We start from the raw sequence: 26,636 nt of genomic DNA on the forward strand, positions 1-26,636 counted from the left end.
CACTTTACTCAACCAGTTTATAGTTATTGCAAGTTTGATAGCTCATATTGGTGCTTTTGGTACAAACCGCCATAAAGTGAACCTTTAGTTTGTCATTGGCAGGGCGTGCCCCAATATAGTAGATGTCTCGATTTATCTGCGCACAGTCTATCTTTGCATCGGAGAGCATTTCTCGCGCATGATCAAACTGTTCACTGCTTGGCTTATTGTTACCCAGGGCATAAAAATTGCATTTATCCTGAACGCCTATGAGCATTGGCTCTTCATTACTGTGCAGAGTCATCAACTTTATCGCTGCAGCAATGGCGAGTAAGGCGAAGATAAGAGCCAGGCCGGGTTTCAGCATACGCTGCAGCGTTCCTCTGAGGCCCGAATGTGTGGGATGAGGCGTTAGGTTTTGCTGCTTTACCGGCTCACTCGTGGTAACCGCGGGGGCAACCATTTCAACAGATCCATCTTCTTTCGGTGGTTTAGTTTCGGGGTGGATTTCTGCATCCATTTTAAACCCCACCCTCGGCACCGTAAGCAGAATGTCTTTGCTTACCCCAAGCGCTTCAAAGGCTTTTCTTAACTCACTGATATGGTTGCTCAAGGTGGCGCTGGACGGAGAGAATCCGTAATCCTCCCAGACGTGCTTGATCAGCGTTTCGCGCGTCAGTTCATTTCTATTGTTTTTAACTAGCTCGATTAACAATCGGTTGCCTGGTTTGGATAACCCTATAGTGAGTTGGTCATTATCCCTAAGCATTAACAGCCGGCTGTCAGGATCGAAAGTGATGATTAAATTTATTATGTATTTCATGATGATGTATTTTTTCTTTCTGGTGTTTGATCTTAAGATTAACTAAAGGTAAGAATAATCTTGTTTTAAGATTTATAAAATTTATTGGATGGGGGGCTGCCCGTCAACTTGTTTTTAGAGTGGCGTTTTTTATTGCGGATGTCGTTGAAAGCCAAGTAGTGTTATTGTTTAATTGTGCGACTTAATTCAGGTTAATAATCTATATGTGTTGTTTTTTTTGTTTTAATTTGGTTTTTTAATCTAATTTTTTTAAATTAAATAGATTATTTATCTTTTTTGTTTTTATGTGATTACTATATTCACCAGTTGCCGGTAGCCATAACGTAGCAAGTTGACTGGTGTATGTTCACCTTTCTTTCTCTGTATGTTTGGTGCCGAAATAATGGCGACTTAACGGAAATGTGACAGACCTTAATTAAGGATAAAGTAGAAATGAAATTGAATAAAATCATGATGGCTGCAGTTTTGGCATTCGGTACTGTTTCTGGTGTGCAGGCCGCCGATCAAGGACATGGTAAAGTCACCTTCACCGGTTCTATTATTGATGCACCTTGCTCTATCACTCCAGAGTCTATTGATCAGACCGTTGAGCTGGGTCAAATCTCTAAGGCTGCTTTACTCAGTGGCGGGAAATCTACCCCACGTAATTTCTCGATTGACCTGGAGAACTGCACGTTCGGCTCACCTGCCACCAAAAATAAGGTGCAGGTAACCTTTACGGGTATGGAATCTGCGGCTAAAAATGGCCTGCTGGGGATTACCGGCACGGCTAAAGGCGCCAGCGTAGCTATCACTCAGGCTGATGGTGAAATCATCAAACTGGGCGAGCCAACGAAAGAGCAAGTATTGCAGGACGGTAACAACACGCTGAGTTTCGCTGCCTACATGCAGGGCGATACCGCTTCTTCCGCGTCTATTACTGAAGGTGAATTCCAGGCAGTGGCCGATTTTACACTGACTTATAACTAAAAGCTCACTCCACATAAAGTAAGTGTTTTCTCTGTATGTGTGTATATGCATGCGGTATCTCCGCATGCCTTTTTGACAATATTACAAAGTATGGAGCGCGTTTTATGAGGGCGAATAATACCGTTATTATAGTGGTTTCTTGCCTGTTTTCCTTTCCAGTGCTCTCTGTTTTAGCCGGCGAGCACATTGCCGGATGGGGGCGGGTAAATATGCAAGGGTCCATTATCGACACCGCTTGTGCTATTGCGGTTAACAGCCGAGAACAAACCATTGATATGGGGGTTTTACCCTTATCGGATATTATTCGCGATGGGCAGGGTCGCAGCAAACCTTTTTCCATTGATTTAGTCAACTGCATCACTGAACGCCCTGGAAAGGAAGGCTGGAAGAAATTTCAGGTTACTTTTGATGGTGAAGCTCATGGCGGGTTATTTGGTGTTAACGGGGATGCCTCCGGCGTGGCGCTGCAAATCATCGATACCCAGGGTAATGTCGCAATGCCGGGCAAGGCTATGCCGCCAGTGGATATTATTCCCGGCGACAGCCAATTGAATTACGCCATGAGATTGGTAGCCAATAATCATGCGTTAAAAGCAGGTGATTATTTATCATCTATCCGATTTAAGTTGGACTATTTTTAATTTCTTGCTGGAAGAGTGCTGTTTTTCGCCTCGCGTAATGGATTTATTTATACTAATAAGGTAATGGCATGGAGTTTTCTTCGCTTGGAAAAATTGCACCTCTGCATTCGTTAGGATTGTTTATTTCCCTTGCGTTGGGTACTTCAGTGATAAGCGCCCATGCTGCCGATGATATTCAGTTCAATACCGATGTGCTGGATGTCAACGATCGGAAAAACATCGATCTGAGCCAATTCTCGCGCAGTGGCTACATTATGCCGGGGACCTACGGCATGGTGGTGCACGTTAATAAGAATGACTTGCCGGAGCAACAGATTGCATTTTATGCGCCGGAGGGCGACCCAAATGGCAGTCGTGCCTGCCTCAGCCCTGAGTTGGTCGAGCAACTGGGATTCAAGCCCGGCGTGCTGAAAGACCTGACCTGGTGGCGAGAGGGAGAATGTCTGAACGAGACCAGCGTACAGGGAATGGAAGTGCGTGGCGATTTGCCCACATCCTCTCTTTACCTGAGCATTCCTCAGGCTTATCTGGAGTACAGCGACGAGAACTGGGATCCGCCGTCTCGCTGGGATGAGGGTATTCCAGGGTTGCTCTTCGATTACAACGTCAATGCGCGTAGCCAGCATCAGCAGCGGGACGGATCGCGCAGTTATAGCCTCAGCGGCAACGGTACGGCGGGCGCCAACCTGGGCGCATGGCGTCTGCGTGCCGATTGGCAGGCGAATCTTGACCATCAAACGGGGAGCGGGCAACCGACCCATAAACAGCTGGACTGGAGCCGGTATTACGCCTATCGGGCAATACCGGCGCTGCGCTCGAAGCTGATGCTGGGTGAAAACTACCTGGACTCAGGCATGTTCGACAGCTTCCGTTTTACGGGGGCGAGCCTGGTGTCGGACGACAGCATGCTGCCCCCTAATCTGCGCGGTTATGCGCCGGAAGTGGTGGGAGTAGCGAAAACCAACGCCAAAGTCACCATCAGTCAACAAGGGCGTGTGCTGTCCGAGACCACGGTGGCGGCCGGACCATTCCGCATTCAGGACATCAACGATGCGATCAGCGGCGAGCTGAACGTGCGGGTGGAAGAGCAGGACGGTGGCGTGCAGGAGTTCGTGGTGAACACCGCGAACATCCCGTACCTGACGCGGCCAGGATCGGTGCGCTTCAAACTGGCGACGGGTAAACCGTCAGACTGGCAGCACCACTCGCGCGGCCCGCTGTTCGGCACCGGCGAATTCTCCTGGGGGGTCAGCAACGGCTGGTCGCTGTACGGTGGTGTGCTGGCGGGCGGCGACTACAACGCACTGTCACTGGGTATCGGCCGTGACCTGATGGCGTTGGGTGCGCTGTCGTTTGATGCTACCCAGTCGCGGGCGCGGTTGCCACAGGAAGACGGCACGCTCAACGGCGGTTCCTATCGGCTTAGTTACTCAAAGAACTTCGACGAATACGACAGCCAGGTGACCTTTGCCGGCTATCGCTTCTCGGAACAGGACTTTATGAGCATGAGTGAGTATCTGGACGCGCGTTATTACGGCACCCGAACGGGGAATGGCAAGGAGATGTACACCATTACCTTCAACAAACATTTCCGCGACTGGGGGCTGAGTAGCTATCTCAACTACAGCCACGAGACGTATTGGGACCGGCCGGCCAACGACCGTTACAACCTGACGCTGTCGCGTTATTTCGACGTGGGCCGGCTCCGCAACCTGAGCCTGTCGCTGTCGGCGTACCGTAATGAATACAACGGGATGAAAGACGATGGGGCCTACCTTTCACTGTCGATGCCGTGGGGGGATAACTCGACGGTGAGCTACAACACCACGGTGAACCGCGACGACACCACGCATCAGGTGGGTTATTACGACCGGATTGATGAGCACAACAACTACCAGTTGCGGGCCGGCAGTTCGCGCAGTGGGGTGAATGTGAACGGGTATTACAACCATGAAGGCGATAAGGCGCGCATGAGCGCTAACGCCAGTTATCAGGAAAACCGTTACAGCGCCTTCGGGGTGTCGATGCAGGGTGGTATGACGATGACGGCGAATGGCGGGGCGCTGCATCGGGCCGGGATGCCGGGCGGCACCCGCATGCTGATTGACACGCAGGGGGTGGCGGACGTGCCGGTGCGGGGGTATGGCAGCACCACCAACACCAATGCCTGGGGCAAGGCGGTCATCGGGGACGTGAACAGCTATTACCGCAACAGGGCGAGTATCGATGTGAACAAGCTCGGTGATAACGCCGAAGCCACGAAGTCAGTGGTGCAGGCCACGCTCACCGAAGGCGCTATCGGTTACCGCCAGTTCGACGTGATTGCCGGCGAGAAGGCGATGGCGGTCATCAAATTGGCCGATGGCAGTGAACCCCCATTCGGCGCCACGGTGATGAACACCCGCAAGCAGGAGACGGGCATCGTCAATGACGGCGGCAGTGTTTACCTGAGCGGCATTAACGCCGGCGATGCCATGACGGTGCACTGGAACGGCGACGCGCAGTGTCAGGTGAGCATGCCAACGCCGCTGCCGGCAGACATGTTGATGAATACGCTGCTGTTGCCGTGTCATCCGCTGGGGGCGCGCACAGAGCCAGACACACCGACGCAGGGCGCGCCAGTGCCAGTGGTTGCTCCCGAGCCGGAACCGGTTTCGTAACCGCCGCGCCGAGGGATAACACGGCGTGCAGATTTAACCCAAATGCTATGAAGGCCGCTACGGCCGGGAATGAAAATATGCGAAAGAGCGAATTGAACATGAAACAACATCACGAAGGCTGTCCGGTTGCGCCCGGGCGGAAAAAGGCCCTGACGACGGCGGCCGTGGCCGGTGCCTTGCTCGCGGCATTGCTGGCCCAGCAGGCCCAGGCGGCGATAGCGCTGGACCGCACGCGGATTATTTTCGATGGCAGCCAAAAGTCGGTGAGCCTGAGCGTCAGCAACCAAAACAAGCAGCTGCCTTACCTGGCGCAGGGCTGGATTGAAGACGACAAGGGCAACAAAATCCAGAGCCCCCTAACGGTACTGCCACCGGTTCAGCGCATCGAGCCGGGCAAACCGAGCCAGGTGAAAATCCAGTCGCTGCCGGTGGCGAAGACTCTGCCGCAGGATCGCGAGACGGTCTATTACTTCAACCTGCGGGAAATCCCGCCGAAGAGCACCAAGCCGAACACGCTGCAAATCGCGCTGCAGACGCGCATCAAGCTGTTCTACCGCCCTGCCGCCATTGCGATGGACAAAAACGCACCGCCACCGCAGGAGCAACTGACCCTGAGCAAGCAAGGCGACAAGTATGTAGTCAACAATCCGACAGCGTATTACGTCACGCTGGTTGATGCCGCCACCAAAAAAGACGGTGCGGGGATCAAAAACTTCGAGCCGATGATGGTGCCGCCAAAGGGCAATTTGCCGTTGACGGTGAGTGCAGCGGAGGTGGGTAACAATCCGGTGCTGACCTACGTTAACGACTACGGCGGCCGGCCGCAGCTGAGCTTCAGTTGTTCCGGTAGCACATGCACGGTGACACCGGCGAAGAAAGCGTAGCAGAGCACGGTCTGGCGGTGCGAGCGCCGGTCAAGCGAAGGGAGACAGGAATATGGGCATGACACACGAGACGGGCAGACACCGACGGGACCTGTGCGGGGCGATTGAGCTGAAGTATTACGGCGCGTTGTTCGGGTTGGCGCTGATGGCCCCGATAACGCTGGGGGCAGTGGTGTGGTTGTTGCCACCGGCGCAGGCGGCGGTGGACAACTGGGATGTCGAAGGCGCCAACGGCACCCTGTACGTTCACGGGGCGTTAACCGAGAGCGCCTGTCGGCTGGAGATGACCAGCGCCCACCAGGATATTGCACTCGGTGAAACGGGGGCGGGGCGCCTGAGAACGGTTGGCGCGCGTGGCGAACCGATCCGATTCGAGCTGCGCCTGGAGGATTGTCTGCGCAGCCCGGCCGGTAGCCGCGATGTGCGTACCGGTAGCCTGACCTGGGCGGATAATCAGCCGGCGGTAACGGTGAGTTTCCGTGCGACGCGTGACGCCGATAACCCGCAGTTGGTGAAGGCGCAGGGCGTCTCCGGGCTGGGGCTGCGGCTTGAAAATGCGCAGGGTGAAGACGTTCGCCTGGGCAGCAGGGGGAAGCCACTGTTGCTGACCCCAGAGCAGAACACGCTGAGCTACACGATAACCCCGGAACGTACTCCTGCCGCTCTGATTGTGGGCAGCTATCGGGCCGTGGTGGATTTTCATCTGAGCTATGACTGAGGCGGCCGCAATGAATGGGATCGTAACGCTGCAGCGAGCGCTGGCGGGGGTGCTGGCGGCCTTGCCGATGCTGGCTTGTGCAGCCCCCTCGGCCACGGTCACCGTCAAGGTTACCGTGGTGGCCCCACCGCCCTGCGTGATAAACGATGACCGACCGGTTGAAGTGGAGTTCGGTGATGTGATGACCACCCGGGTGGATGGTGATAACTACAAGATGCCGGTCAATTACACGCTGTCGTGCTCCGGGGGCACTTCGAATGCGATGAAGCTGCAGGTCAAAGGCAATGGCGCCGCGTTCGACGCGACGGTGTTGCAGACCAACAAGACCGGGCTTGGCATCGAACTGCGCCAGGGCGACGGCAAACTGGCCGTCAACAGTTGGTTGAATTTCACCTATCCGAACAAGCCCGAACTGTGGGCCGTGCCGGTAAAACAAGCCGGCACAACCCTGACGGGAGGCGAGTTCAGCGCAGGGGCCACGATGGCCGTGGATTACCAGTAACGGGAGCGGAGTATGAGCAAAACACTAAAAGTCCTGTTGCTGGCCGGGGGGGTGACGGCGGGCATGACGTCGGTACAGGCCAAAGACGGTGAAGCCGACATGACGTTTCACGGCACCCTGATAGAGCCGCCGCCCTGCACCCTCAACGACGGCAATCAGGTGGAGGTCGATTTCGGCGATCGGGTGGGCATCAATAAGGTGGACGGCGAGAATTACCGGCAGGGGTTGAACTACCAAATCACCTGTGATGGCGCCGCCGGTGGGAACTGGGCGTTGACGCTCAGCCTGAGCGGCAGTGCGGCAGGGTTCGACAGTGAAGCCCTGTTGACGGACAAAGCCAGCCTCGGCATTCGGGTGTACCAGAACGATAAACCCTTCACCCCGAACAGCACGGTGAAGATAAACCTGGCCAACCCGCCGCGCCTGGAGGCGGTACCGATCAAACAAGCGGGCGCCACGCTGACCGAAGGGGCCTTTGAGGCCTGGGCCACGCTGCGTGCCGATTATGAATAAGGAGCGCGACATGAAAGGGGAATCGGGCTGGCGCCAACCCTCGGGGGATCCACGTTCTCGGGTGGGTGCCCTGCTGTTGGTGCCGATGTTGATGGCCGCACCGCTATCGGCGCTGGCCGCGGGTGACAATAACCTGTACCTGCATGGCGCTCTGGTCGCAGAGCCCTGTGTGATACCGCTGGGCGATGAAGAAATCACGCTGGATTTTGGCACCATCATCGACAAGTACCTGTACCTGAACACGCGCACTCTCGGGCAAGCCTTCGAGATACATCTGGAGGAGTGCGACCTGACGCTGGGCAAGACGGTGAGCGTGACCTTTACCGGTACGGAAAACCACGCGTTGCCGGGCCTGTTGGCCATTGATGGCGGCAGTGAGGCCAAGGGGATTGCCATCGGGTTTGAGACGCCGTCGGCCAAACCCCTGCCGCTCAATACCCAGAGTGGCAAATCCCTGTTGCAGGACGGGGGCAACATCATTGCGCTGAGGGCGTATGTGCAAGGTGAGCCCCTGGCGATAGCCGACCAGACGATTGGCCGGGGCGCGTTCAGCGCGGTCGCCACCTTCAATCTGGAATATGAGTAAGCGACAGCAAACCGGCCGTGACAAACGCACAGAATGAAGAGAGTGCCGCGCAGGACTGGGAGAGGGCGTACCGTTGGTTGTGCCTGCGGCGACAGCATGCGCCACCGAATGCGGATGTGTGGGATTTACGCTTTAAGTGGCCACGGCAGCGGCTTCAATGGCTAAACCAGGTACTGACAGGGGAATACCGACTGTCGCCAATGCAGGTTTATCGACGGCGGAATAAACGTTGGGTGCAATGGTCGGCGCATGATGCGTTAGTGCTCAAGTGGGTGGCGATGCAGGTCGAAGATCAATTGCCCAGGGATGCGCATTGCCATCACCTGAAAGGGCACGGTGGTGTGAACGGGTCGGTACAGTCTGTTGCTTCTGCCTGGCAAAGTGGGGAATGGCGTTATGTTTACCGCACGGATATCCGGGGTTATTACCGGCATATTTTAAAGCATCAGGTGGCCGGGCAGTTGCACTGGCATATCGAGGATGCGGTTTGCCGCAGCCTGTGCCTGCAATGGCTCCATTACAGCGTGGAAGACGGTGGTGAAATACGCACCCCTGAAAAAGGGATTTGTCGCGGCAGTGCGCTAAGCCCGCTGATTGGCGGCAGTCTATTACGGCATGTTGACCATTATTTTGCGACGCGTGAGGAACTGTTTTATGCCCGATATATGGATGACTTTATTTTTTTCACCAAAACGCGTTGGCATTTACGTAAAACGATTAAATCGCTGTATGAATTTTTCGATTTGGGCGGTTTTGAAACCCACCCGGATAAAACACAACTGGGGAGAATGGAAAATGGCTTTGACTGGCTGGGGGTATGGTATGCCCTCGAAGGGCCCCGGATAGCCCCGAGAGCAATAGAGAACCATCGGGAACATATTGCGCGGCTTTATGAGCAAGCACGTTTGAGGAAACTGTCGAAGGCAGAGACCGATAACCGTGTGCGGGAATATGAAGCCCGGTGGATGACATGGGCAAAACACCATTTGAGAAAAGTGGGGTGATTGCCTGTTGATTAAATAAATTACACGATAGGTATCGTCTCATGAGTTGGTACACCTTCTCGCTTATGGTTCTAGTTCAATCGGTCAGTGTCGCCGCCTTAAGTGCGCCCTGGCCCTTCGTCGACAACCCCCGGATTGTAAGCTGCAAAAACCACTGGCTCCATGGGGAGTGTTCGGACCAAGTAGTCTACGGTAGTGATGGGGTTGTGTTCGTTGACATTGTACCGGTGGGTCGACCTGACCCTGCACGGGGGACTCAGATCCGTGCGGTCGGGATGCATTGCGACTATGGGAGTATGCTAACTGGTCAACCGTTTGGTGGGTGCCGGTGGGGACCACCAGGGACCAGGCATTATCCTTGGGTGACCGGTAAGTGCGAGCTGATAAACACCGATTCATGGGAACTCACCGCTGACTCCACGTGTGCGACCGGCCAATGGACCCAACATATCGGCGCAGGGCCGGGGGGCGAGTGCGTGATCTTCACCCAGCAACCACCGGGTATTACTGCGACCATGAATACACCATTTGGTGTTCTGGATGCTGAGACCGTCGCGAACTCGGGTAACCGGTTCTGTCAGAAGGCACTACCTCCGTCAGTGCAGTGCGACCTCGATATCCCCACGATTATTGACCACCATACGCTGCCCCAGCAGGGCTCGGATTCCGTCACCGTGTTTGGTTCTATCGCGTGTGGTGCCAAGCCCGTTGTGGAGATCGTGGGAGGGAGTGTGGTAGTCCTAGGCGTAGGAGTGAAAAGCCGGTTGTCTACGAACGTCACGTCAGCGACCACCGTGACTATGACATCGGATCTGACGGTGACCAACGCCGCTCCGGGGGAATATAGGGGCTCAGCGGTCGTGCGGGTTTCTCCGTACTAATGCTACGGTTCCCCCGCCGACCTCAGTGGGGCGTAGTCGAGGGCTAGAGACGGATTACCGCCTGCAACTGGTTGACAATCCTTCGTTGAACGTCTGGGGTGGCGTGATGTCGTAAGGTGGGAGGCCGCTCGCGGTGAAGGTAGCGCTCCCATGGGGGACGTGGACGGTGGCGGAACCCCCGTCCCTTAGTCCTGCGAGACAACCGACGTCGTGCACTTGCGGGGAATACCCACTAAAAGTGGTCATCGGTACCTAGCGCGAGTAGGTGGGTAGATGTTATTACAACCCTCAGTCGACTGTCCGTGTCCTGGGCCTACCATCGGTAACCGTCCCGTGGTGTAACGGGCGCGGGGGGGGGGGTAATTCATACGCCAAGACCCGCTATGCGTAGGTCACGGTTGCACGAGCGACGGACCCACGCTGGGTACAGAAATAGTGAGTGGCATGGGCTTTTGTTCAAATAGTCCGAAATTGATTGATTTTATACTTGTGGCTTGTTTGCTCGTATTCGAAATGGGGTTTATCCATCGCCGGCATGTTCGACCGGGTACGCGAGGTCGAGCCAGTGGGGCCTAGTAGGCCCCGCATCATACCATGGGGCTATATTTGGTTTCATGCTTATACACGAATATGTCCGACTACGACCTCCCGAGGAATGCCTGTGCGGACTGCATCAGCCAGTCCAAGAACGGCGAAGTTCTGGGCATGGTGATGCACTGCGATCTCCTCGTGAACAAATCCCGAAGCTCCCTAAAAGTGAACGGTGATGCATAGTCTGAACTAACTATTCTCTGTGTAATCACATGATTTAAAATAATAAAATCTAGTTATGACTACTGTGACGTGTTTTTCGATAAATCTTTTTATGTCAGTGCTGATTTGTAGAGGTTGAGTAAAAATTGTACGTGACGGCATTTGTGTATATCATGGTGTATAAAATAAAATTTTCCAATTAAAAACATATTATATATCAATTTGTTAGTGCTTCTTTGTCACTCCTGTGATCTTCCGCCAATCATCGTCTCCCTTGCTCTTCTGTGTTAGCCGAGTTTTGCAACTTACATGACCGTCCATCTGAATGGATATGAGATCTTGCAGCCAGACAATGAGATTGTCCGGCTGCGCGAGGGATTATTACGGCTACTTATTGAATAGGTGCGTGCCGATGGATAAACAGCCGCTGAGTAAAAAAATGGATGACAGAATAGAAATGTAAATGAGTGACTTCATTCAGGCCTCTGACGGTTAGAAAAGCGAAACGCAGCCGGATAACGCAAGCGTTGATGATAGGGTTAAAAGGTAATAGGCAATCTTTAGAAACATAAACTCATCCTGTTTTGCGGTATCGACTCTCGGTTTGATAACGTCTGATTCATTTTGCAGAAAATTAACAACTGCTTATTTAATCCGACTATCCGGGTCTGGAAGACCGGGGTGTTTTCACTTTGGCGCCATGTTGAGCGTTTCTTTGTAGTGGATTGACAGTGGGTTGATGATTTTTTGGCATGCTTTCCTTTTGGTTAATAAACCATTCAAGACAGTTAAACTGTAATGAGGAAGGCCTCGTGAAAACCATGTCGTTAATTGTTTTATTGGCATCAATATTCATCACCGCGATTCATTGCCATGAAAGGCTATGCTTCGGCATTCAAAGCGGTATTGGCATACTCGGCAACGGAGCAAGTGCAATAACCTGTGATTTCAAGTCGTGCTCTTCTCATGATGTACCGCAATGCGTTAATGCCCCCAAATTTTATATATTTAAACCTTTACTAAAACGTTTTAAAATCGCGTTAAAATCCCAGTTTTTAACTTCATCAGTTACATTTTCCTGAATTGTTGGTTGAAGAGTAATGAAACTTTAATTACAGCAAGCTGTTGAGTGAGGGATCTTTAAAGTCCCATTACTCTTCTGAACGTCACTTTGCAGCTTCAGGTTTTTTGTACTGGCTTAGAATGTATAACTTATTGCTACGACGCCGCTTGTTCCCTCCTTTTGTTTAACGATAGGGCTATTGGCGGCGTTATCCCCGAGCCAGGTATGGTTGATGCCAAACCATCCGCCCCAGTTTTCGTTAAACTGATGCGCCCACGTCAGGCTCACGTCGGTGCCGTAATAGCCGCCTGCGCTGTTATAGCGGGAGTAACCTGAGTTTGCGCTTTGCGTACTGTTGACCCCGTACCAGGTGTTCATATAACGAGAGTCTGCAAATAATGCGCTGATTTTAAACGCAACGGTATCCTCTTCATCCATAATAGGAATGAAATCGACGGAGGTCGCGTAAGATATCCCTTGGCCATCACTCAGCGGCAGAGTGGCTTTCCCTTCCAACACCAGCCAGGGCGTTACCGCCCATCCTAAGGTTAGGCCCGTATTAACAGTTGCCGAGACATCTCCCATGCCTTTCAGCGCGTCTGAGCCTTTACGCCAACCTGAATCTTCATCGGTTCGCCCAGAATCATAGCCTATCGTTGGAATGAAATATAAACCGTTTTCGCTTTGAAAACGAAAACCAGCACCATTCATTGAATCGACAAAGAAATTATCTTGTTGGTAATGAAATTGCGGTGCGGCTCCCCAGGTTTGCTCATTTGAACCGCTGTATTTTGGCGATGATACCGCACCAAAACTTACGGTAAATGCCGTTCCACTTTTATCGTTATCACTTGCATAGCTGGGGGAAATGCTGGATATTATCAGCAGAACCAACGTATTTTTAAGCATTTTACTTTCTAACATTATGAGCCTCTTTATTATGTGTGTCGGTATGATAAGACTGTTCACGCAAGGCGGAGTATGCCGATGATTTGTCAATTAACCGTCAATTAATAATCAATAAATAACCAAGAACCCTCAGGGGGGATGATATGCAAAATAAACGAGTTTTAGTCATTGAAGATGATATCGATGCGGCAAATGTGCTGGAGGCCTATCTTAGGCGTGAGGGTTATCATGTCGCAGTGGTGGGAAATGGATTGATTGGTTTAAATACGGCGTTAAGCTGGAAGCCCGACCTCATATTATTAGATATTATGTTGCCTGATATGAACGGCACTGAGATATTAGCGTCTCTCAGGCGCAAGGTGAATACGCCGGTTATCATGATCACGGCGATGGGGGAGCCTCATGATAAAATAGGCGCGCTTCGCTATGGTGCGGATGATTATATTGTTAAACCTTATAACCCCGGCGAAGTTATGGCTCGCGTGCAGGCAGTGTTAAGGCGAAGCGGCGGGAATCACCTGGTAGGCGAAGAAATATTGCGTTGGGAACGGCTCGAACTGGATCTCGCTAATATGGTGGCGAGGGTGGCAATGGGCGAGAGCGGCGCTCTCTCGCTGGATTTAACATTAACCGAGTTTTCCATTCTCAGCACGTTGATGAAAGCTTCAACGAGGCCGCTAAGCCGCCAGCTTTTGCTTGAAAAATGTTTACCTGAGAGTGATGCGCTCGAAAGAGTGGTGGATACACATGTTTATAATTTAAGACGAAAACTTGAAGCGGCAGGCGTTGATAACGTGATCTTTAACGTGCGCGGCGTTGGCTATCGGTTTTGCAAATCATGAAGAGCAAAAATAAGTCTCTTTTGTTTTGGGTGTCTGTTCGCATCGTCATTGTCGCCATCGTGACGCTTTTTACCATTATTCTTGCAATGTGGGGTATTTTTGCTGCCCAGTACTTTTATGTCATTCATGAAATGCCGGCATCTGTTTACGAGAGATTCTTGATGCTGCGAGAAAATCCGAATCTGGATATAGATGCGTTCCATGAGATCGTCGATACATATTGGGGACTGGATTACAGCACGCCTTCGCTGACTTCTTTAAATTGGGGGTGGCTGCTTATTTTTCTGATCGTTGTCGTTCCATTGATAACGTTGATGTGCGTGCGCATCGCACGTCCTCTTACCGCCCAATTTCGCAATCTCACCGACGTTGCGGAAATTGTGGCTCAGGGGAATTTTAAGCAACAAGCCGAGCTGGTTCAGGCGTGTCCTGATGAAATTATAAGGTTCTCAATAAATTTCAATGAAATGGTTAACAAGCTCGCTTTGTACGAACGTGAGATAAAGGCGTCGCATGTCGCTTTGGCTCATGAGCTGCGTTCACCGTTGACCGGGGCTATGGGCCGTCTTCAAGGCATGATAGACGACGTTTTTCCTGCGAGCCAGGCACAGTTGAATATGGTCATGACGCAATTAAAAAATCTGAGTTACCTTACCGAAGATCTGTATTTCCTCTCCCTGGCCAGTGCGGGCCAACTGAAGTTGAGTAAAAACGTTTTCACTATCAATAACGTGTTAAAGGAAAGAGTGGCATGGCTCAAGCCTCAATTGGAGGCAGCGGGCATGTCCATTTCCATCAAGGAGAGCGGGCAGTTTGATTTTATTGGGGATGAATTCAGGGTAGGTCAGGTATTCAGTATACTTATCGAAAATATGCTTCGTTATTGTAGCCAGGGCGATCGAATGCGCATTTGTCTCGAACGGACAACGCAGGAAATCGTGTTGGCTTTTCAAGATACGGGGCCTGGCGTTGCACAGGATTATTTGCCGCAGATGTTTGAGCGTTTCACTCGCGGTGAAACATCCCGCGCGCGCGATTCCGGCGGCAGCGGGCTCGGGCTCTCCATTGCGAAGGCGATTTGCGTTGCCCATCACGGAACGATAACAGCCAGTCTGCCGGCCGGCAAAGGGCTGTTAATCACCATAAACTTGCCCCTGCCGGCGCAGGGCGCGGCTCACCTCTAGCGAGGCTTCTGGCGGCAGTGCCGCAATACGCTGCAGGAGGCATTATGGGCGGCGAAGCCCCTCACTCCCGCTGCAAAAAGAACTGCTTGATGGTCTGCCGCAGCCAGCGATGCGCCGGATCGCGATCCAGGCGCGGGTGCCAGGCCTGCACGATAAACACCGATTCCAGCTCGAACGGCAGCTCGATCTCCGCCAACGGCAGGTGGATGTTGCTCACCCCTTGCAGCACATGGCGCGGCAGCGGCAGGATAAAGTCCGATTTCATGGTCAGCATCATCGCCGAATGGAAGCCCGGCAGGGTCAGGGCGACGTTGCGCTGCAGGCCGAGATCGCGCAGCGCGTCGTCGATCGGCCCCTGCGTGCGCCCGCGGCGGGAGACGCTGATATGCGGGTAATGGGTCAGGGTTTCGGGCGTTACCCGGCCGATGATTGGGTGCCCAGGGCGCACCAGCGCCTGAAAGGTGCTGGTGAACAGGCTCTGCGTCTTGATTTCCGGATGCCAGTCGCGTGAGGAACCGATCACCAGATCCACCTTGCCGCTGCGCAGCGCGTCATCCTCGCCGTCGCTTTCAGCGATAAACTTCAGGCCGCTTAACGGCGCCATGTCCCGCAGCGTCTCCAGCAAGCCGCCCGCCAGCGCGCCGATAAAAATGTCGTTGGCGCGAATGGTGAAGGTTCGGGTCAGCTTGCCGGGTTCGAACGCATCATTCGGTGCGATCAGCGCGGCGGCCTGCTCGATGATCTCGCCGAGCTGGCGTTTCAACTCCAGCGCGCGCGGCGTCGGCACCAGATGCTTGCCGGCCCTGACCATGATCGGATCGTCGAACTGCCGGCGGATGCGCCCCAGAATGCGGCTCATCGCCGGCGCGCTCAGATTCATCTTTTCGGCGGCACCGCTCACGCTCCCTTCTTCCAGCAGCAGATTCAGCGCATAGATCAGGTTGAAATCAATTTTTTGCGGCATGGACTCTCCGGTGGTGGCGCGCTCAATGGATTGCGTTTTGTGCAACTAGTTAATTACATCATTTCATTTTAAACAATCGAAATAAGTCCGGATACTGCCCACGACAACAAAGATTGAGGCTGAAACAGCAGGAGTGGGGAATGGTTGAGGTGTCAGTTACGCCGCACCACAAAAATCGATGGCTCGCCAGCGCCGGTGAAATCAACGGCCGCACCTGGCTGGGGCTGTTCGGCGTGTTTTTGGCGGTGATGGCCAGCGGCGTGGGGGAAAACGCCAGCAAGTTCGCGCTGGCGGATATACAGGGCGGCATGCTGCTGAGCTTCGATGCCGGCAGTTGGCTGACCACCTGTTACGTCACCGGCTTTGTGATCGGTTCCGGGTTCACGCCCTGTTTTTGGCCAACCTTTTCGCTGCGCCGGGTGGCGTTGACGATGTGCGGCCTTTACCTGGCCGGTGGGCTGCTGACGCCCTGGTTGGGAGAACAGTATGGCGTGCTGCTGGCGGTGCGCAGCCTGCAGGGCTTCGCCGGCGGCGCGTTGCCGCCGATGCTGATGACGGTGGTGCTGCGTTTTATGCCGCCGCTGATCAAGGTGCTGGGGCTGGGCGCCTACGGCTGGGTCTCGGCCTGGAGCGCTACGCTGGGCGCCACCGCTGCCGCCTTTGCCTTTCACTGGGGTTGGAGCGGGTACTTCTACTGGAACCTGCCGCTGATGGCGATCGCCGCTGTGTGTATCGGCTACGGTCTGCCGCAGGATCCGTTGCGCCTGGAGCGCCTGCGGCAGTTCAACTGGCGCGGTCTGCTGCTCGGCGGCATGGCGCTCGGCATGCTGACGATGGGCATCTCACAGGGGGAACGCCTCGACTGGCTGAACTCACCGCTGATCTACGTTTTATTGTTGGGCGGCATCGGGTTATTGGCATTATTTCTGATTAACGAATGGTATCACCCGCTGCCTTTTTTCAATTTGCAGCTATTAAGCAAAAAGAATTTGTCCTTCTCCTTAATTACGCTGGGTGGCGTGCTGTTAATTATGGTGTCGCTGGTCAATATTACGTCGGGATATTTATCCGCGATTCAGGGCTATCGTCAGGAACAAACTTCCGACTTAATGCTGTGGGTGGCGTTGCCGCAATTAATTACGCTGCCGATTGTCGCCATTATTTGCAATACGCCGCGGGTGGATTGCCGCTGGGTGCTGGCGATCAGCCTGCTGTTGATGGCCACCGCCTGCGTGCTGGCCGCCCAGCTGACGCCGGAATGGAACGGCGATACGTTTCGCGTTATCGCGCTGTTGCAGGCGGTCGCGCAACCGATGGCGATCATCCCCCTGCTGATGCAGGCGACCGGCGGACTGTTGCCGACCGACGGGCCGTTTGCGGCGGCCTGGTTCAACGCGGTGAAGGGTTTCGCCGCCACCGCGGCCGGCGGCGCCATCGCGCTGCTCAGCCGACAGCGCGGGGACTATCACGCCGGCACGATTGCCGACGGCTTCGGCTCGGCCTACAGCCGCGCATCGGGATCGGCGGAGCAGCTGGCGCAGCTTGCCGCCCGGCAGGGCCACGTGCTGGCCAGCGCCGATCTTTATTTGTTGGTTGCCGGCCTGGCGTTATTACTGACCGCGCTGATTTTAGTTATGCCGACCCGTATTTATCCGCCGCGTTCGGTCGCCGCCTGACATTTTATCATCAGAAATAAATATTAAGTGGAGTCACTTTTATGGCTAACAAGAAAGTCGCCGTCGCCGTATTGGCGGTTGCCGTCATTACGCTGGGGTTAATAATGAATAAGTTCTTTATTAAAGAGACACAGCAGAATACCAATGATGCCTATATTCGCGCCGATATCTCGCGTATTTCTCCGCAGATTGCCGGTGAAATTGCGCAGGTGTTGGTCAGAGACAACCAGTGGGTCAAACAGGGGGAATTGCTGGCGGTGATCGACCCGCGTGAATTCAACGTCGCGCTGGCGCAGGCGACGGCGCAGGAGCAATCCGCCCGCGCCCGGCAGGACGACGCCAGGGCCAACCTCACCCGGCAGAGCGCGCTGATCGCCGCCGCGCTGGCGGAGCGACAGGCGGCGCAGGCGGAGCTGGCGTTTGCGCGCCAGGAGCAGAACCGCTACCAGAGAATGGCCAGCAGCGGCGCGGGGTCGCAGCAGGCGGCGCAGCAGGCGACAACGCGGGTGCACACGCTTTCCGCCAATGAGGCGCAGGCGGAGGCGACGCTCAAAGCGGCGCGAAACATGGAGCAGGTGCTGCAAGCCAAGCTGGCGGACAGCGACGCCGAGCTGATGCTGGCGCAGGCGAAGAAAGCGATGGCCGAACTGAATCTGTCTTACACCCGCATCACCGCGCCGATCGGCGGCGTGATCGGCAAGAAAAGCCTGCGGGTCGGGGAGTTCGTCAAACCGGGCGATGCGCTGCTGGCCATCGTGCCGCAGGACAAGCTGTACATCATCGCCAACTACCAGGAAACCCAGTTGGAAAACATTGCGCACGGGCAGTCGGTAGACATCCATATCGATACCTTTCCCGGCCAAACGCTGAAAGGGCAGGTGGACAGCATCGCGCCGGCTTCCGGCGTCAGCTTCGCGGCCGTGGCGCCGGAGAACGCCACCGGCAACTTCACCAAGATCGTGCAGCGCATCCCGGTGAAAATTGTATTTGATATCAACAAAGAGCACGCCGCTTTGTTGAGCGCCCTGCGCGTCGGCATGTCTGCGGACGTCAGCATCAATACGCTGGACGGGGGCCTGCAATGAACAGAGCTGTGATCCCGCTGCTGTTGATGGCGCTGAGCGGCTGCCGGGCGGTAGGGCCGGACTACGCTCGGCCGCAGAGCGCGCTGCCCGAGAGCTGGGGTGAGCAGGCCGGCGGCGGGGCGCTGCCGGTGGCCTGGTGGTCGATATTCAACGATGCGCCGCTGTCGCAGCTGGTGCAGCGCGTGGCGGCCGGCAACCTGGATCTGCAGCTCGCCACGGCGCGCATGCAGCAAAGCCGCGCCTTGCTGGGCGTGACGGAGGCGGCGCTGATGCCGGATCTGAGCCTGGACGGCGCCTATCAGCGCCAGCGCGCCACCTCGGTGGGCAGCATGGATCCGTCCGGCAACGGCGGAGAGGCGGATTATAACCTCTGGCGCGGCGGATTCAGCGCCACCTGGGAGCTGGACATGTGGGGCAAGCTGCGTCGCGCATCGGAAAGCGCGCGCGCCGGCTTCGCCGCTTCGCAGGAGAATCGGCGCGCGCTGCTGACGTCGGTGACGGCGGAGGTGGCGAGCGACTATCTGCGTCTGCGCGCCACGCAGCAGCAGCTGGCGGTGGCGCAGGAAAACCGCGCCACGGCGCTGCGCACGCTGCAGCTGACGCAAAGCCGTTATCAAAGCGGCGCGGGCAACGAACTGGATATCGATCAGGCGCAGGTGCAGTTGGCGCAGGTGGATGCCCTGCTGCCGACGCTGTTCGATAGGCAGGAACGCTTGATCAACGCCATCAGCCTGCTGTTGGGCGAGCGGCCTGGCGCGCTGAACGCGATGTTGTCGCCGACGGGGCCGCTGCCGACGCTGGCGCGCGCGGTGCCGATGGGGGTGCCGTCGGATCTGGCGCTGCGCAGGCCGGATATTCGCGAAGCGGCGGCGCGTTTGCATCAGGCGACCGCCGAGATCGGCGTCGCTACCGCCGACTACTATCCGCGCATCACGCTGACCGGCAACGCGGGCTATCAGGCGCTGGCGCTGGCGGATATGGGCAGTTGGTCCACGCATACCTTCGCCATCGGCCCCGCCCTGTATCTGCCGCTGTTCGACGGGGGGAAAATCACCCAGCGGGTGCGCCTGAGCGAATACCGGCAGCAGGAAATGGCCATCGCCTACCAGCAAACGGTGCTGCGCGCCTGGCACGAGATCGACGACGCGCTTTCCGGCTATCGCGCCCAGCAGCGCCGCCAGACGCACCTGGCCGAGGCGCTGGCCGCCAACCGGCACGCGTTTGCGCTGGCGCGCGACAGCTATCTGAACGGCGCCAGCGATTTTATCCACGTTCTGAGCACGCAGCGTGCGCTGCTGGATCTGCAGTCCGCGCAAATTGTTTCAGAGGAGGAGACGGCGATCGCCGTGGTGAATATCTATCGAGCGCTGGGCGGCGGCTGGGAACACACCTACCCGTCTGCGGCGCCACAGGAGAAGGCTGATGCACAACACGCTGAATAAGATTGTCGACGAGATGCTGGAAAGGGACACCCGCCGCAAACGGGAGGCCCGGGTGAGCACCGTGCGGCATGTCACCGCTCGGATCCGCCGCATCACGTTGAGCGGCGACGATGTGGATAAGTTTATCGCCGATCCGCGCGCGCAGGAGCCGGCCAGTTGGGTCAAGATGTTCTTCCCGTGGCGCGACACGCTGGCCGGGCGGGCCTACACCCTGAGCGGCATCGACAAACTCGCCCGCACCTTCGATATCGATATGGTGCTGCACGGCGAAGGCCCGGCGTCGAACTGGGCGCGCGACGCGATGCCGGGCGACAAGCTGGGGTTCGCCGGCCCTTGCTCCGGCGGCTTTCGGCTATTGCCGCAAACTCGCTGGCTGCTGTTGCTGGGTGATGAGACCGCGCTGCCCGCCATGCGCACCATTCTCGCCTCGCTCTCCGATCCGTTGCCGGTGCTGTGGTTCGCCGAAGTGGGCGATGCGCAGGAGATCCAGGACGTCGATTGCTCCTTTTTGCAGGTGAACAGCTGGCAAATCCGCACCCGACATTTCGACAGCGTGATGAACAGCCCGCTGGTGCAGGCCGTCAGCCATTGCGAGCTGCCGGCCGGCGAAGGGCAGGTGTGGCTGGCCTGTGAGCACCAGGTCGCCGCCTATCTGAAGGCGCGTTTTATCAACGAAATGGGCATCTCCCGCGCCGCCTTGTTTGCCAAAGGTTATTGGAAAAAGGGCGAAGCCAATTTCAAGGGCGCGATTTAACTCGGGCGAATGAGGATGGTTATGATTGAGAGAGTGTTATTGGCGGTGGATTGCTTTGAACACAGCGGCAACGCCCTGGAATTTATGGCGCGCCTGCAAGGCAGCATCGGCGGCGTGATCGTGCTGACGGTGGTGGACAATGCCTTCACGCTCAGCCGCAGCGGCCTGCGTTTCGACAGCGATGAGCGCGAGGAGTATCCCGCCGCCCAACGGGAAGAAGCGCTGGCGGAAAAGCAGGTCGGGCAGGTGACGCGGGCGCTGAAACAGCAGGGCTTCAATGCCCAGGGCTTGCTGGCCGCGGGGTCGCCCATCGAAGTGATCCCGGAACAGATGGCGCTGTTCAACTGCGATCTGTTGATCATCTCGCACCGCCACCTGTCTTCATTAGGGCGCTGGCTGAACGCTTCCGTCACGCGTGGCCTGCTGGATGAGATCGGTCAACCGGTATTGGTGATCCCGCGCTAAGCTATGGATAAGGGCAGCCGCATGCGGCTGCGCGCGTTCGGCGACGAAGGCCGCACATACCGGAGGTCAACATGCGAAGTCTGGAAGATCACCTTGCCGCTTATGCCGCCTATCACCGCGATGCGCGCAATATCGTCACGCACTTTATCGGCATCCCGCTGATCGTCGTCAGCCTGCTGACGCTGCTCTCCCGGCCGGCATGGGGCGCGGGATGGCTGCCGTTTTCGCCGGCCTGCGCGGCGGTTATCGTGTCGGCCCTCTATTACCTGCGGCTGAGCCTGCGTCTTGGCGTCATGATGCTGGCGTTGCTGCTGCTGTGCCTCGCGTTCGGCGCCTGGGTGGCGTCGCTGTCGACGGCGGCGTGGCTGATCGTCGGCATCGGCGGCTTCGTCATCGGCTGGCTGTTTCAGTTTGTCGGGCATTTCTGGGAGGGACGAAAACCGGCGTTTATGGACGACGTGACGGGCCTGATCATCGGCCCGTTGTTCGTGCTGGCGGAAGCCTGTTTCTTGGCCGGCGGGCTGCGCGCATTGCAGCGGAGCATCGAAATGCGCGCGGGCAAAGTGCGCAATGGGAGGGGATGAGGTGGCGTGGATTCCCACGGTGACGGCATGTCCGCTGCAGCAGGCTTTTATCCCGTTGCTGGAGGCGCTGACGGCGGGGCTGCCGCGCCAATTCCCGGCGCTCATCCACAGCATTTATCTCTACGGCAGCGTCGCGCGCGGCGAAGCCCTTCCCGGCGTGTCCGATCTGGACATCACGCTGTTGCTCATCAAGCCGGCCGATAGCGGGGCGTTGCAGCGCCTTGAGGCGTGGCGGCAAGCCTTTCAGCTGGAGCAGCGGATCGTGAGCAAGGTCGACGTTGACATCGGCAACGTTGATGAAGCGTTGGCACCGGAGCATCATGATTCCTGGGGATTTTGGCTGAAGCATCACTGCCGATGCCTGTGGGGCGAAGACCTGTCCGCCGCTTTTCCGCTGTTTCGGCCCGATCGGCGCATCGCGCTGGCGGTCAATGCCGATTTACGGCCCGTGTTGGCGCGTTATCGGGAGCAACTGCTGCAGGCAAGGACGGTATCGGATGAGAGGCGCTTAAAGCGCGAAGCGGCCAGAAAGCTGATCCGCGCCACCAATATGTTGCGCGCCGAGGGAAGCCCGTTCTGGCCGATAACGCTAACCGACTATGCCGAACAGCTGTTGGCGCTTTATGCAGAGCAGCGCGATGAAATGAACTATTGGTTAGCGCACGCGGCAGGGGAGGCGAATGACGCGGATTTTAGCGACAGAATGATGCGATTTCTTGACTGGATCGAAGCTCAGAAAAAAATAACGCCGGCTTGAGCCGGCGTTGTCGGCGCTCGTTAACCGATCGTCGGATAATCGGTGTAGCCTTCCCGGCTGCCGCCGAAGAATTTCTCTTTGATGGGCGCATTCAGCGCCAGCCCGTGTTGCAGGCGGTGAGGCAGATCCGGGTTGGCGATGAACGGGCGGCCGAAGCCGATCAGATCCGCCCAGCCTTTGGCCAGCGCTTCTTCAGCGCGTTCACGCGTGTATTTGCCCGAGTAAATCAGCGTGCCGCGGAAGATCAGACGCAGCGATTCTTTGAACGCCGCCGGCATTACCGGGGCGTCATCCCAGTCCGCTTCGGCGATGTGAATATAAGCGGCGCCGATATCGTTCAGCACGCTGGCCGCCGCCAGATAGGTGGCTTCCGGGGTATCGTCCTGCGAGCCCATCAGGGTGGTCAGCGGCGCCAGGCGCACGCCCAGTTTCTCTTTGCCGATGGCGTCCGCTACCGCCTGCGCCACTTCCCGCAGGAAACGCAGGCGGTTTTGCAGTGAACCGCCGTATTCGTCGTCGCGCTGGTTTTCCCGCGAGTCGATAAACTGATTGATCAGATAGCCATTCGCGCCGTGCAGCTCTACGCCGTCGAAACCGGCGGCGATGGCGTTGCGGGCCGCCTGAGCGTAGTCATTGACGATCGCCGGAATTTCTTCCCGGGTTAAGGCGCGCGGTGCGGAGTGTTGCACCATTTCACCCACGCCATGTTCCGGCCCGCGGCCTTCGACATCCACGAACACTTTGACCCCGTCGGCCTGGATGGCGGAGGAGGAGACCGGCGCGGCGTGGTCAGGCTGTAGAATGGTATGCGACACGCGGCCGACGTGCCAAAGCTGCGCGAAGATCTTGCCGCCGGCCTGATGTACGGCGTCGGTGACTTTTTTCCAACCGGCGATGTGTTCCGGGGTGTAAATGCCGGGCGTCCAGGCATAACCCTGGCCTTGCTGGCTAATCTGCGTGCCTTCGCTGACGATCAGCCCGGCGCTGGCGCGCTGGGCATAATATTCAGCCATCATGTCGGTGGCGACGTCGCCGGCGCCGGCCCGAGAGCGGGTCATGGGCGGCATGACGATGCGATTGTTCAGCGATAAACCGTTTAAAGAATACGAGTCAAAAAGCATGGCGCTTCCCTCTGTGTGTATTGGGCCGTAGGGCCTTGATGTTTTACTGAGGCCATTATATTTCGTCGTTTAATTCTAAAAACGCGCACAATAACAAAACACTTTTGCTCTGTGTTCAATAGTTGCGGTAGCCGCCGGCGGGCCGATATGGCGGCTTGCCGCAGGTGGCGAGAATGAACCCGATGTGCGCTCGGGCGACGGCGGCTATTGCCTGTCGGTGCGTGGTTAAGATAGAGTCGGCTGCTGTTTTCCCCCACGATTTTTAACAAAATCGCAAAAGTCTTTTAGCCTCCCGCCTGCTTATCTTTGGTGTGATCAATGTCATACTTTTGGCATCTTAACTTTCCCGCGCTTCGGCAGCGGTTAACCGGAGTTGTTGAATGAAAATTAACTTTCCCTTATTAGCCCTGGCGGTGGGGGCGTTCGGCATCGGCACGACCGAGTTTTCCCCGATGGGGTTGCTGCCGACCATCGCCAAAGGGGTGGACGTCTCCATCCCGATGGCCGGCATGTTGATCAGCGCCTACGCCGTCGGCGTGATGGTCGGCGCACCGCTGATGACGTTGCTGCTTTCTCACCGGGCACGCAGAAGCGCGCTGATCTTCCTGATGGCGATCTTTACCCTGGGTAACGTGCTGTCGGCCGTTGCGCCTGACTACACCACCCTGATGCTGTCGCGCATCATCACCAGCCTGAACCACGGCGCGTTCTTTGGCCTCGGCTCGGTGGTGGCCGCCAGCGTGGTGCCGAAGGAGAAACAGGCGAGCGCCGTGGCGACCATGTTTATGGGCCTGACCATCGCCAATATCGGCGGGGTGCCCGCCGCGACCTGGCTGGGTGAAACCATCGGCTGGCGCATGTCGTTCCTGGCGACGGCCGGGCTGGGCGTGATCGCCATGCTGGGGCTGTGGTTCTCGTTGCCGAAAGGCAGCGCCGGCGCGCGTCCGGATGTGAAACGCGAGCTGTCGGTATTGGTGCGCCCACAGGTGCTGTCCGCCTTGCTGACGACCGTGCTGGGCGCGGGCGCGATGTTCACGCTCTATACCTATATCTCGCCGGTGTTGCAGCACATCACCGATGCGACACCGCTGTTCGTGACGTCCATGCTGGTGTTGATCGGCGTCGGTTTCTCCATCGGCAACTACCTCGGCGGCAAGTTAGCCGACCGCTCCGAAAGCGCGACGCTAAAAGGCTTCTTGTTGCTGCTGGTGGTCATTATGCTGGTGATCCCGTTCCTGGCGCGCAGTGAAATCGGCGCCGCGGTCAGCATGGTGATTTGGGGCGCGGCGACCTTTGCCGTGGTGCCGCCGCTGCAGATGCGCGTGATGCGCGTCGCCAGTGAAGCGCCGGGGCTGTCGTCTTCGGTCAATATCGGCGCCTTTAACCTGGGCAATGCGCTGGGCGCCGCCGCCGGTGGCGCGGTAGTCTCCGCCGGGCTGGGATACAGCTTCGTGCCGGTGATGGGGGCGATTATTGCCGGATTGGCGCTGCTGCTGGTGCTGTTCACCCACCGTCAGGCCGAAAAAGTGGCCTACGTCAACGGTTAAAAACGACAGCGTGCGGCGGGGTTCCCCGCCGCGCTCACTCAAAGCCGAGCAGGCTGAACGCATCGTCCTGCGGGGCGTAGCCGAGCAGGCGACGGGTCTCTTCCAGCGATAAACGCGTGTAGCGGTTATTGGAAACCCCGTGCACCACCGCATATTGCACCCCTTCGACACGAATGCAGCGCTCCAGCAGATCGGCGGCGTCGCGATGGCTGAGAAACGCGCTCATGTCGCGGGCGCTGAGCCGATCGCCCGGGCTGAGGGTGGTGAAGTTGGCGATGCGCACCGACAGGGCGGAAAGCCCTTCCTGATGGGCGAAGTAGGCGGCGATGCCTTCGCCGAACGCCTTGCTGGCGCCGTACAGGTTTTTCGGTTTCGGCGCGTCATCCGGGCGGATTTGGTAATCGAGCGGATAGCCTTCCACCGCCTGCGCGCTGCTGGCGAACACCACCCGGCGGCAGCCGGCGTCTTTCGCCGCGCGGAAGATATTGAAGGTGCCGAGAATGTTGTTGTCCATCAACGAACCGCAAAAGTCGGCATCGGGGGAGGGATCGGCCGCCAGGTGCAACACGGTGTCGATATTGGCGCAGGCCGCGCGGCAGGCGTCGAGATCGGCGATGTTGAAGCTGATGACTTCGTCGCCGGGCCGCAGATCGCTCAGCAGGCTGATGTCTCGTTCCGCCAGGCGCAGCGCGTAGCGATCGCCCATCGCCTGGCGAAACGCCGTGGCTACCCGGCCGCCGGCGCCGGTGATCAGAATCCGTCCCAACTCAGTCCGCAACGTCATGGCCGCTGTCATCCCTACAATCGATTACGCGTTGACCAGTAATAATCGCCCGCGTGACTTTTGTCCAGTCGTTTTAATTAGTCATTCTGATGTTTCTTTCGCCATCGTCAATTGCGCATGGTGATTTTCGCGCGGGTGAATATCGTGGAATGTTAACGATGTGCAATCAAGTTTGGCGATCTATTTGCCTTATGGATTGCCGGTTGTGACTAAAAAAGTGGGGATTGACAGTGGATGGACGAGCACTTTGCTTTCGCCTGATAGTGAATTATTAGGTTAGTTAATCTTATGTTTTTGCCTGAGGCGGGCGATATTCCGCCCCTCTCTATTCCGCCTGCGCGATATATCACTGCTGCGCTGAAGCCGATAGAGGGCGACAGCCCTTATTTGATACCTCAGATCGGTTTTGCCCGCCCGATCACAGTTCGGCAATTTGCCGACGCAAGGCCTTGCCCCGGCAAAATCCGCGGTGTTAACGTCATAACTCAACCGATTTAGGGTTGTTACTGCTACGGCAGGCAAAACCTAAACCTCGCGTTTCTGTTC

The 26,636-nt window shown here is 56.7% G+C and carries 24 protein-coding genes; 19 read left to right on the plus strand and 5 right to left on the minus strand.

The features are described 5' to 3' along the window. Positions 1-4 precede the first annotated feature (4 nt). Positions 5-802, minus strand: coding sequence for a winged helix-turn-helix domain-containing protein (locus tag J0F90_RS00390; RefSeq protein WP_033639056.1), 798 nt, complete (start codon positions 800-802; stop codon positions 5-7). A 432-nt stretch (positions 803-1,234) separates the two neighbouring features. On the opposite strand from J0F90_RS00390, the gene J0F90_RS00395 reads away from it, so the two are divergent. From J0F90_RS00395 to J0F90_RS00435, 9 genes are all read left to right on the plus strand, one after another. After that, the gene (locus tag J0F90_RS00395) at positions 1,235-1,771 is read left to right on the plus strand and encodes a fimbrial protein (RefSeq protein WP_033639055.1); all 537 of its coding nucleotides are present in this window, start codon (positions 1,235-1,237) and stop codon (positions 1,769-1,771) included. A 104-nt stretch (positions 1,772-1,875) separates the two neighbouring features. Further along, positions 1,876-2,412, plus strand: a complete 537-nt coding sequence (locus J0F90_RS00400; RefSeq protein ID WP_015376208.1) for a fimbrial protein — start codon at positions 1,876-1,878, stop codon at positions 2,410-2,412. A 68-nt stretch (positions 2,413-2,480) separates the two neighbouring features. Then, positions 2,481-5,072: an outer membrane usher protein gene (locus J0F90_RS00405; RefSeq protein ID WP_033639054.1), complete on the plus strand. Its 2,592-nt coding sequence runs from the start codon at positions 2,481-2,483 to the stop codon at positions 5,070-5,072. A gap of 98 nt (positions 5,073-5,170) precedes the next feature. After that, positions 5,171-5,956: a fimbria/pilus periplasmic chaperone gene (locus J0F90_RS00410; RefSeq protein ID WP_042707102.1), complete on the plus strand. Its 786-nt coding sequence runs from the start codon at positions 5,171-5,173 to the stop codon at positions 5,954-5,956. Positions 5,957-6,008: 52 nt separating this feature from the next. Then, positions 6,009-6,674 (plus strand): fimbrial protein, encoded by a 666-nt coding sequence (locus J0F90_RS00415; protein ID WP_103086422.1) that lies wholly within the window; start codon positions 6,009-6,011, stop codon positions 6,672-6,674. Between the two features lie 10 nt (positions 6,675-6,684). Continuing rightward, on the plus strand, positions 6,685-7,176 hold the full coding sequence (locus J0F90_RS00420; RefSeq protein ID WP_033639052.1) for a fimbrial protein: 492 nt from the start codon (positions 6,685-6,687) through the stop codon (positions 7,174-7,176). Between the two features lie 12 nt (positions 7,177-7,188). After that, positions 7,189-7,689 (plus strand): fimbrial protein, encoded by a 501-nt coding sequence (locus tag J0F90_RS00425; RefSeq protein ID WP_080286902.1) that lies wholly within the window; start codon positions 7,189-7,191, stop codon positions 7,687-7,689. A gap of 10 nt (positions 7,690-7,699) precedes the next feature. Beyond that, positions 7,700-8,275 carry a fimbrial protein gene (locus tag J0F90_RS00430; protein ID WP_033639051.1) on the plus strand — a complete coding sequence of 192 codons (576 nt, stop codon included), beginning with the start codon at positions 7,700-7,702 and terminating at the stop codon, positions 8,273-8,275. Positions 8,276-8,292: 17 nt separating this feature from the next. Then, entirely contained in the window at positions 8,293-9,279 is a 987-nt protein-coding gene (locus J0F90_RS00435) for a reverse transcriptase domain-containing protein (protein ID WP_033639050.1), read from the plus strand. Between the two features lie 2,832 nt (positions 9,280-12,111). On the opposite strand, the gene J0F90_RS00440 is transcribed toward J0F90_RS00435, so the two are convergent. Further along, positions 12,112-12,900: a MipA/OmpV family protein gene (locus tag J0F90_RS00440; protein WP_033639048.1), complete on the minus strand. Its 789-nt coding sequence runs from the start codon at positions 12,898-12,900 to the stop codon at positions 12,112-12,114. A 128-nt stretch (positions 12,901-13,028) separates the two neighbouring features. Here J0F90_RS00440 and J0F90_RS00445 point away from each other — a divergent pair, with 128 nt between their 5' ends. Beyond that, a complete protein-coding gene (locus J0F90_RS00445) occupies positions 13,029-13,727 on the plus strand; it encodes a response regulator (protein ID WP_033639047.1) in 699 nt (232 codons plus the stop codon). Next, positions 13,724-14,911 (plus strand): sensor histidine kinase, encoded by a 1,188-nt coding sequence (locus tag J0F90_RS00450; RefSeq protein ID WP_033639046.1) that lies wholly within the window; start codon positions 13,724-13,726, stop codon positions 14,909-14,911. The genes J0F90_RS00445 and J0F90_RS00450 overlap by 4 nt, the downstream gene beginning before the upstream one ends. A gap of 61 nt (positions 14,912-14,972) precedes the next feature. On the opposite strand, the gene J0F90_RS00455 is transcribed toward J0F90_RS00450, so the two are convergent. After that, complete coding sequence (locus J0F90_RS00455) at positions 14,973-15,875, minus strand: LysR family transcriptional regulator (RefSeq protein WP_033639045.1); 903 nt, start codon at positions 15,873-15,875, stop codon at positions 14,973-14,975. A gap of 140 nt (positions 15,876-16,015) precedes the next feature. Here J0F90_RS00455 and J0F90_RS00460 point away from each other — a divergent pair, with 140 nt between their 5' ends. From J0F90_RS00460 to J0F90_RS00490, 7 genes are all read left to right on the plus strand, one after another. Next, positions 16,016-17,551 carry an MFS transporter gene (locus J0F90_RS00460; RefSeq protein ID WP_033639044.1) on the plus strand — a complete coding sequence of 512 codons (1,536 nt, stop codon included), beginning with the start codon at positions 16,016-16,018 and terminating at the stop codon, positions 17,549-17,551. Between the two features lie 41 nt (positions 17,552-17,592). Beyond that, positions 17,593-18,636 (plus strand): HlyD family secretion protein, encoded by a 1,044-nt coding sequence (locus tag J0F90_RS00465; RefSeq protein ID WP_033639042.1) that lies wholly within the window; start codon positions 17,593-17,595, stop codon positions 18,634-18,636. After that, positions 18,633-20,078 carry an efflux transporter outer membrane subunit gene (locus J0F90_RS00470; protein WP_033639041.1) on the plus strand — a complete coding sequence of 482 codons (1,446 nt, stop codon included), beginning with the start codon at positions 18,633-18,635 and terminating at the stop codon, positions 20,076-20,078. The genes J0F90_RS00465 and J0F90_RS00470 overlap by 4 nt, the downstream gene beginning before the upstream one ends. Next, on the plus strand, positions 20,059-20,832 hold the full coding sequence (locus J0F90_RS00475) for a siderophore-interacting protein (RefSeq protein ID WP_033639040.1): 774 nt from the start codon (positions 20,059-20,061) through the stop codon (positions 20,830-20,832). Before J0F90_RS00470 ends, J0F90_RS00475 begins: the two co-directional genes overlap by 20 nt. 21 nt (positions 20,833-20,853) lie before the next feature. Further along, complete coding sequence (locus tag J0F90_RS00480) at positions 20,854-21,297, plus strand: universal stress protein (protein WP_015376224.1); 444 nt, start codon at positions 20,854-20,856, stop codon at positions 21,295-21,297. Positions 21,298-21,368: 71 nt separating this feature from the next. Next, the gene (locus J0F90_RS00485; RefSeq protein ID WP_033639039.1) at positions 21,369-21,881 is read left to right on the plus strand and encodes an Mpo1 family 2-hydroxy fatty acid dioxygenase; all 513 of its coding nucleotides are present in this window, start codon (positions 21,369-21,371) and stop codon (positions 21,879-21,881) included. Next, complete coding sequence (locus J0F90_RS00490) at positions 21,868-22,638, plus strand: nucleotidyltransferase domain-containing protein (protein ID WP_033639038.1); 771 nt, start codon at positions 21,868-21,870, stop codon at positions 22,636-22,638. Before J0F90_RS00485 ends, J0F90_RS00490 begins: the two co-directional genes overlap by 14 nt. Positions 22,639-22,658: 20 nt before the next feature. Here J0F90_RS00490 and J0F90_RS00495 read toward each other — a convergent pair whose 3' ends face one another. Beyond that, complete coding sequence (locus J0F90_RS00495) at positions 22,659-23,759, minus strand: alkene reductase (protein ID WP_016929541.1); 1,101 nt, start codon at positions 23,757-23,759, stop codon at positions 22,659-22,661. A gap of 380 nt (positions 23,760-24,139) precedes the next feature. Here J0F90_RS00495 and J0F90_RS00500 point away from each other — a divergent pair, with 380 nt between their 5' ends. Then, positions 24,140-25,306 carry an MFS transporter gene (locus tag J0F90_RS00500; RefSeq protein ID WP_016929540.1) on the plus strand — a complete coding sequence of 389 codons (1,167 nt, stop codon included), beginning with the start codon at positions 24,140-24,142 and terminating at the stop codon, positions 25,304-25,306. Between the two features lie 34 nt (positions 25,307-25,340). On the opposite strand, the gene J0F90_RS00505 is transcribed toward J0F90_RS00500, so the two are convergent. Continuing rightward, positions 25,341-26,090: an NAD-dependent epimerase/dehydratase family protein gene (locus J0F90_RS00505; protein ID WP_028127800.1), complete on the minus strand. Its 750-nt coding sequence runs from the start codon at positions 26,088-26,090 to the stop codon at positions 25,341-25,343. Between the last annotated feature and the right edge of the window lie 546 nt (positions 26,091-26,636).

Source organism: Serratia marcescens subsp. marcescens ATCC 13880 (assembly GCF_017299535.1).
In the GTDB taxonomy this organism is placed as follows: Bacteria; Pseudomonadota; Gammaproteobacteria; order Enterobacterales; family Enterobacteriaceae; genus Serratia; species Serratia marcescens.

Bases quoted from the DNA above. Each gene is read 5' to 3' on its own strand.
- J0F90_RS00460 (WP_033639044.1), top strand. From the start codon at position 16,016: ATGGTTGAGGTGTCAGTTACGCCGCACCACAAAAATCGATGGCTCGCC.
- J0F90_RS00490 (WP_033639038.1), top strand. From the start codon at position 21,868: ATGGGAGGGGATGAGGTGGCGTGGATTCCCACGGTGACGGCATGTCCG.
- J0F90_RS00485 (WP_033639039.1), top strand. From the start codon at position 21,369: ATGCGAAGTCTGGAAGATCACCTTGCCGCTTATGCCGCCTATCACCGC.
- J0F90_RS00445 (WP_033639047.1), top strand. From the start codon at position 13,029: ATGCAAAATAAACGAGTTTTAGTCATTGAAGATGATATCGATGCGGCA.
- J0F90_RS00505 (WP_028127800.1), bottom strand. From the start codon at position 26,090: ATGACGTTGCGGACTGAGTTGGGACGGATTCTGATCACCGGCGCCGGC.
- J0F90_RS00400 (WP_015376208.1), top strand. From the start codon at position 1,876: ATGAGGGCGAATAATACCGTTATTATAGTGGTTTCTTGCCTGTTTTCC.
- J0F90_RS00495 (WP_016929541.1), bottom strand. From the start codon at position 23,759: ATGCTTTTTGACTCGTATTCTTTAAACGGTTTATCGCTGAACAATCGC.
- J0F90_RS00395 (WP_033639055.1), top strand. From the start codon at position 1,235: ATGAAATTGAATAAAATCATGATGGCTGCAGTTTTGGCATTCGGTACT.
- J0F90_RS00415 (WP_103086422.1), top strand. From the start codon at position 6,009: ATGGGCATGACACACGAGACGGGCAGACACCGACGGGACCTGTGCGGG.
- J0F90_RS00500 (WP_016929540.1), top strand. From the start codon at position 24,140: ATGAAAATTAACTTTCCCTTATTAGCCCTGGCGGTGGGGGCGTTCGGC.
- J0F90_RS00450 (WP_033639046.1), top strand. From the start codon at position 13,724: ATGAAGAGCAAAAATAAGTCTCTTTTGTTTTGGGTGTCTGTTCGCATC.
- J0F90_RS00410 (WP_042707102.1), top strand. From the start codon at position 5,171: ATGAAACAACATCACGAAGGCTGTCCGGTTGCGCCCGGGCGGAAAAAG.
- J0F90_RS00475 (WP_033639040.1), top strand. From the start codon at position 20,059: ATGCACAACACGCTGAATAAGATTGTCGACGAGATGCTGGAAAGGGAC.
- J0F90_RS00390 (WP_033639056.1), bottom strand. From the start codon at position 802: ATGAAATACATAATAAATTTAATCATCACTTTCGATCCTGACAGCCGG.
- J0F90_RS00440 (WP_033639048.1), bottom strand. From the start codon at position 12,900: ATGTTAGAAAGTAAAATGCTTAAAAATACGTTGGTTCTGCTGATAATA.
- J0F90_RS00430 (WP_033639051.1), top strand. From the start codon at position 7,700: ATGAAAGGGGAATCGGGCTGGCGCCAACCCTCGGGGGATCCACGTTCT.
- J0F90_RS00420 (WP_033639052.1), top strand. From the start codon at position 6,685: ATGAATGGGATCGTAACGCTGCAGCGAGCGCTGGCGGGGGTGCTGGCG.
- J0F90_RS00405 (WP_033639054.1), top strand. From the start codon at position 2,481: ATGGAGTTTTCTTCGCTTGGAAAAATTGCACCTCTGCATTCGTTAGGA.
- J0F90_RS00455 (WP_033639045.1), bottom strand. From the start codon at position 15,875: ATGCCGCAAAAAATTGATTTCAACCTGATCTATGCGCTGAATCTGCTG.
- J0F90_RS00470 (WP_033639041.1), top strand. From the start codon at position 18,633: ATGAACAGAGCTGTGATCCCGCTGCTGTTGATGGCGCTGAGCGGCTGC.
- J0F90_RS00480 (WP_015376224.1), top strand. From the start codon at position 20,854: ATGATTGAGAGAGTGTTATTGGCGGTGGATTGCTTTGAACACAGCGGC.
- J0F90_RS00425 (WP_080286902.1), top strand. From the start codon at position 7,189: ATGAGCAAAACACTAAAAGTCCTGTTGCTGGCCGGGGGGGTGACGGCG.
- J0F90_RS00465 (WP_033639042.1), top strand. From the start codon at position 17,593: ATGGCTAACAAGAAAGTCGCCGTCGCCGTATTGGCGGTTGCCGTCATT.